The 6,000-nt window shown below is 38.9% G+C and carries 7 protein-coding genes; 2 read left to right on the top strand and 5 right to left on the bottom strand.

Going from position 1 to position 6,000, the window contains the following annotated elements; translation table 11 throughout:
* The 3 genes from B6K08_RS09925 to B6K08_RS09915 all read right to left on the bottom strand — a co-directional run.
* Positions 1–650, bottom strand: a 650-nt coding sequence (locus B6K08_RS09925) for a restriction endonuclease subunit S domain-containing protein (protein ID WP_200810414.1), incomplete at its 3' end; no start/stop codon positions are given.
* A gap of 23 nt (positions 651–673) precedes the next feature.
* A complete protein-coding gene (locus B6K08_RS09920; RefSeq protein WP_080326054.1) occupies positions 674–2,146 on the bottom strand; it encodes a type I restriction-modification system subunit M in 1,473 nt (490 codons plus the stop codon).
* 265 nt (positions 2,147–2,411) lie between these two features.
* Entirely contained in the window at positions 2,412–2,936 is a 525-nt protein-coding gene (locus B6K08_RS09915; RefSeq protein WP_080326053.1) for a cysteine hydrolase family protein, read from the bottom strand.
* Positions 2,937–3,164: 228 nt separating this feature from the next.
* Here B6K08_RS09915 and B6K08_RS13825 point away from each other — a divergent pair, with 228 nt between their 5' ends.
* Together B6K08_RS13825 and B6K08_RS09905 are read left to right on the top strand one after the other, a co-directional pair.
* Positions 3,165–3,338 carry a hypothetical protein gene (locus tag B6K08_RS13825; RefSeq protein WP_159446764.1) on the top strand — a complete coding sequence of 58 codons (174 nt, stop codon included), beginning with the start codon at positions 3,165–3,167 and terminating at the stop codon, positions 3,336–3,338.
* A 261-nt stretch (positions 3,339–3,599) separates the two neighbouring features.
* Complete coding sequence (locus B6K08_RS09905) at positions 3,600–4,982, top strand: diguanylate cyclase domain-containing protein (protein ID WP_080326051.1); 1,383 nt, start codon at positions 3,600–3,602, stop codon at positions 4,980–4,982.
* 5 nt (positions 4,983–4,987) lie between these two features.
* On the opposite strand, the gene B6K08_RS09900 is transcribed toward B6K08_RS09905, so the two are convergent.
* A complete protein-coding gene (locus B6K08_RS09900) occupies positions 4,988–5,659 on the bottom strand; it encodes a DMT family transporter (protein ID WP_080326050.1) in 672 nt (223 codons plus the stop codon).
* Positions 5,653–5,892, bottom strand: coding sequence for an EamA family transporter (locus B6K08_RS14220; protein WP_080326049.1), 240 nt, complete (start codon positions 5,890–5,892; stop codon positions 5,653–5,655). Before B6K08_RS14220 ends, B6K08_RS09900 begins: the two co-directional genes overlap by 7 nt.
* Positions 5,893–6,000: the final 108 nt, after the last annotated feature.

Raw genomic sequence — 6,000 nt, 5'->3', positions numbered from 1 at the left:
GTGTGGGGACAATCTACTATTTCAGAACATAGTTCTTCTACCGTCCTAATTGGAGACTGACCATCCTCAAAGAGCTCGATAAATCGGGCTTTGATGAGGGTATCAAGTTCAACTAACTCTTTCTCCCTCATTTTGATAATAAAATATAATTTATCCAAATATTCACTTATCTCAATCTGCTTGGAATATTTAGCTTCTTTTACTTCATACCTGGACACATAATCATCTGTTTTCAAATTATGTAAACCAGTTGTTTTATTCTCAAATGGGAGCGTACCACCTCTTCGATAATTTCCAAAAAGCGAATAAAATACATATTTTGGGAACCATTTATTTGGTTCTTTTACTCTCAATAATCCAGTAAAGTTATTGAATAAATATTTTTTCTCTGGCCCATTGAAATAGATCACTCTACCAACAGGCTGCTTATCGCTTCCACCAGATTTTTCAATAATAATATCTCCTGGCTTCAAATATTTCTCAGAAATATTCTTTTTGGTGATAATTCTTGTTACGACATCTGTGTAGTCGACGACTCCTTCATTGGTAAAATTAGTCGTCCTCAATACAGGTATGCCTATGCCTTTTTCATCATCTGTGCCCCATTCACCAGAAAGAGCTTTTCCCGTTATATCAATTAATTTTGCCATCTCATACCCCTACAAATCTCAATTTATTTTTTCAATAAAGCCTTTAATTCAGCCAATTCTGTCTGTATTTCCGTTTCTAGCGCCTCTATTTTGCCAATAATTTCTTCTGTAGGCGGGTACTTTATCGGTACATACTCAATTTCCTTGTATTTATTTATGGACAAGTCATAGTCATTATTCTTTATTTCTTCTACAGGCACAACAAATGACTGTTCAGTACGTTTTCTGCTTGTTTCAGCCTCCAGATTGCCATATCTGGCAACGATATCAGGAATATCATTTTCCTGTACTGGCTGGCGTTTGTCATCAAGGCTGAAGCCATCGGCCTTCATATCATAAAACCACACATTGTCAGTACCACCAGCCCCTGTCTTAGTGAAAAACAGTATAGCTGTAGACACCCCGGCATAAGGCTTAAATACGCCACTTGGCATGGATACCACTGCTGTCAGCTTATTATTTTCAATGATTTCTTTTCTTATCTGTTTATGAGCCTTACTGCTGCCGAAAAGCACTCCGTCAGGAACGATTACCGCTGCCCGACCACCCTTTTTCAAGATGCGCAGAAACAGTGCCAAAAATAAAAGCTCAGTTTTTTTGGTCTTAGTAACCTTTAAAAGATTAGCCGCCACTGCCTCAGCGTCCAAACTCCCCTTAAATGGAGGATTGGCCAAAACCAAGGAATACTTTTCCTCATCAGCATTACTTTCCGACAGACTATCCCTATAACTGATATTTGGGTTTTCTACACCATGGAGCATCATGTTCATAGCACCGATACGGAGCATGGTAGTATCCATATCATTGCCATAAAACATATTGTTATTAAAGTGTTCTCTCTGGTCATCATCCATAAACAAATCACTATGATGCTGGCGCAGATAGTTCTGGACTTCAATTAGGAAACCAGCTGAACCCATAGCAGGATCAATAATAGTATCACCTGGATTTGGCTGTACCATATCCACCATCATTTTTATAATGTGACGAGGTGTACGGAACTGACCATTAGTACCAGCAGTAGCCACCTTGGACAACAGATACTCATACAAATCACCCTTGCTGTCACCGCCATCATTGGCTTCATCCAGCCCCAGTCCATCAATACCATCTACTACCTTGGAAAGCATGCCAGGGGTAGGAATTTTAAATATAGCATCCCCCATATAACGGGAATATGCTGATTCGCTGTCACTGTGCAAATTTTTAATAAATGGAAATACTTTATTCTGTATCAGTTCATACATTTTTGCAGCATCACCTAAATTTTTGAACTTGCTCCATCTATATTCCTGCGCCTCATCCGGGAATATTCTGTCTGGCTCATAGCCAAGAATAGCAGCATCTGCCTCCCGTTGAGTTTCCACCTCATTAAGCTGTTTAATAAACAAAAGATAAGTGAACTGCTCAATTACATCCAGCGGATTAGTAATACCACCAGTCCAAAAGGTCTCCCAAATCCTATCTATTTTATTTTTTAAATCACCAGTAATCATTCCATGACCTCATTTCAGTTATTATCTATTTTCTCATTCTATAAAAATGTAAAGAATCCTTTATTTTTAAATGTCTTAAAGAGCAATTTAGGATACTTTTACCAAATATATTTTACCAATTATGCATATACTTGCAAATATAAGGTAGGCAATTTTTTAACCTTTTACATGCGTGTTCTTCACTTTAAATAATGCCAAAAGAAAAGCCCTATGACTTATGCAATCATCATTGCATTTTCACAGGGTGTTAGAGCTTATTTAGAGCTTATATAGAACTATTTCTTATCTCTATCTGGCACATTTTCATGGCCTTTAATGCTCCCTCATGGCTTTCCGGGGTTACCCCGGCACAGCAGGAGGCATCCACGGCAATTTTCTGTTCCGGACTAGCTGCCTTCAATATCATGGCATTGGAAATAACGCAGATGTCAGTGCAAAGCCCCACCAGCTCCACCTCATCATAATCTTTAACCAATGATGGCAGCTCCATGGAACCAAATGCCGGCTTTTTTATTACAGCCTTTGCCTTATCAAGATATGGCTGCAAGGCTGAACATATCTCCCAGCCCTTTTCTCCTTCAATACAGTGCTCAACAGGAAGGTTCTTCCCCTCCTGGGTGGAAAGATAATCCTTATGATGAGTATCCTGGGTAAAAATCAGGTCTGCATCCTGTACATTCCCCAGCTTTTCCACCAGCTTAGGCAGCATCTCCTGCGCCTCATTGGTTCCTAATGCCCCATCGATAAAATCATTTTGCATATCCACGATAACAACACATTTACTTGACATAATATATACTCCCCTCAAAAATAATACTCCTGCGTAAAATTATACCGCGAAATACCAAACCCAGTAAACAATATCATCAAATGACACACCACAATCCTGCACCATGCCCTGTTAGGATTATTCTACCGCTTCTGTAATTTCACCAACAATACCCTGGGAAATCTGGCGTCTACCTCATACACCATGTATTTCTGCCATACAATTTTTATCTTCTGGCCATCTCTGTATATGATGAATATGAATATTCATGCCTTCTATAAATTCATCATTGCCGTCATCATTACTTGGCCAATAACCTTTATCTGCGGCAAGCTACTGCTTAATTCTTCATTGTTTGCCGGCAGCAAAAAGGCAAAGGTTACTTCTCCTGAAAACAATCCTATATTAGCATCATCCAAATAATTTATTAATATCACTGCCAATTAGGGCAGCTTAAAAACAAAAGTCCTATAACTATTGCTATTGCTTTAGCATATGTTATAGGATTTTTTGGTATAATTATTAATGCCTATTCATGTTATTTGCGATATATACTTTTCTTCAAATTAATATATCATAATCCCCATAATATTATTGATTATTAACTACAACTTATGCTAAAATTTTCCACGTATAATTTAATAATTCTGTTTATTTATGCATGTTTTGAAGGACAGATGATATATGGCAAACATTGAAGCTATATTAAGTACAATATCCCAAAAATATATATCGATACACGTTATTGATATAAAAAATGACCGTTATGAAGCTGTAAAATCCATTGAAGCTATTGATAAATTTTCTGTGGGTGAAGCAAGTGCCCAAAAGGCTCTGAACAATGTAATGAACCATTTAACCCAAGGAGAATCCCAAAAAACAATCAATGAATTCACTGATCTTTCCACTTTGGAAGAACGGTTGAAGGAACTAAATATCATAAGATGTTCCTTCTTTTCCAATGCAACTGGCTGGTGTGAAGCCACCTTCATTCTTTGTGACAAATGTGAAAAAAAGCCCTCAAAGAAAGCTATATTCATGGTGGAAGATATTAACGAACAGATACGTCGGGAACGCATCATGCTCGAACAGATCAGAAAAGCCGAGGAGCAAGCTCTGAGGAAAGAGGCTCAGGCTATTCGTGATCCTTTAACCGGACTTTTAAACCAGGCCGGTATGGAACATTCTATTATGGATTTCCTTAAAATGTGCCCTGCCGCCAGCTGTGTTCTGATGACCTTGGACATTGATAATTTTAAGCTCATAAATGATGTATTTGGACATATTGTAGGTGATGAGGTATTAATAAAGGTAGCTGATATTCTACGGGAAAAGTGTCCAAAGCCTTGTTTCCTCGCCCGCAATGGTGGTGATGAATTCACTGTATTCTTTACCAATACTTCCCTGGAGGAAATCCGCCCATTCTTTAATTCCTTTGTAAATGAACGAACTTATTTTGAAGCCAACAATGAACATCACGAATTTTCCATGTCTATGGGAGCGGCGGAATATCCTGTTCAGACCAATGATTACAAAAGGCTTCGGGAAATGGCCGATGCTGCCCTTTATGCTGTAAAAATGAACCACAAGGACGGCTATCAATTTTATTATGAAGGTCTTGAGGAAGGAAACCGTGAACAGCTGGGCTTCAATATTGGTGACCTGGTTAAGGGGCTGCCGGGAGCATTCATTGTATATAAAGTTGACACCAACGGACATATTCTCTTTGCCAATGATGATGCCATAAAATTATTTGGATGCGATAGCATGCAGGACCTGATACTGTATTCTGAGGGTAGCTTTATAAATTTAATTCACCCTGATGATTTAAAGCATGTATTACGTTCCGTATATGATCAGTATCGTATTCTTCAAAATACTGATGGTTCAAAGGAATATCAGGATGGTTTTGTAAAATTCCGTATCATAAATAAACAAGGCAAGGAAATAAATGTGGATTGCTCAGGCCGCCGTATTGCCAACAAGTTCCACGGTGATATTGTATATGTATTTATTCATGAAAGCGATGTAAAAGAACAATATATAAAAAAGGCCGCAAACCTTTAAAAGTTCTATTTTTTATGCACAAGAGACAAGAACAGTACCGGACACAAAATCATCATTGTCCCCAAAAATTCCGGCAGCTGATAAAGAACATCCAGCAGCCACACTGACAGCAAAATTGCGCTGACAGGCTCCACCAGCTCGTAGATGGCCGCGATCTGTGGCTTAATATATTTCAGACTGGCCAGAAAGGTCCAAAAGGCTATTGCCGTACCAAACAGAACGGTGTAAACCACATTTAAAATGGTAAAGGTATCCATTTCCACAGTTTCCGTGATGGTCCACGGTTGAACTATTGGCAAAAGCGCAGTGCCAGCAAGCAAAAGCCCCCAGCCCGTCACATTTGACGGCCGAAAATTCTTCATAAGATACCCTGGCTGCACAGTGTATATTACGCCGAAAACTGGCAACAATATTCCGTAAATAATCCCTTCCTCAGATACGGACAGGGTTGTCATATCACCATGGGTTGCCATTACCACCGCTCCCGTAACAGCAGAAATACAGCATAGTATTTCGTAAAATTTCGGTACAGACTTGCTCCGCAGGGACATCCACAAAATGGTGGCAATTGGTGCCAAACTCACAAATACAGTGGCCATGGCGGCATTCATATGCCTCACGGCGGACAAATAAACGTACTGCACCCACATCAAGGTAATGAAGCTAAATATCAGCATCTGAATAACATTTTTTCTGCCCTTCCAAGGTGCAAAAAATTCTTTTTATATATAAAAAAATCCGCTAATAAAAGTACAATTCCTGCAAAAAACATGCGGATTGTCACCACCCACATGGCAGGCAGGCCCTTGTTTTGTACAAGATACTGACAGGTTACCCCCATTATTCCCCAGAGGATAGAGCCAGTAATGGCAAGCAACGCACCCTTTTTGCTGGGGGAAATATCAAGCATTTTATTCCTCCATCCATGATAAATAATTCTTTCACATTATACGACTTTATTACGTTTTCATTCAAATATATTTATTTTCACGCTAAATAAAAAATTGAACAAGGTATA

The organism is Anaerovibrio lipolyticus DSM 3074, assembly GCF_900141865.1.
Taxonomy (GTDB): Bacteria; Bacillota; Negativicutes; order Selenomonadales; family Selenomonadaceae; genus Anaerovibrio; species Anaerovibrio lipolyticus.
The sequence above is the reverse complement of the archived record's forward strand: the minus strand, read 5'-3'. Positions and strand labels throughout refer to the sequence as shown.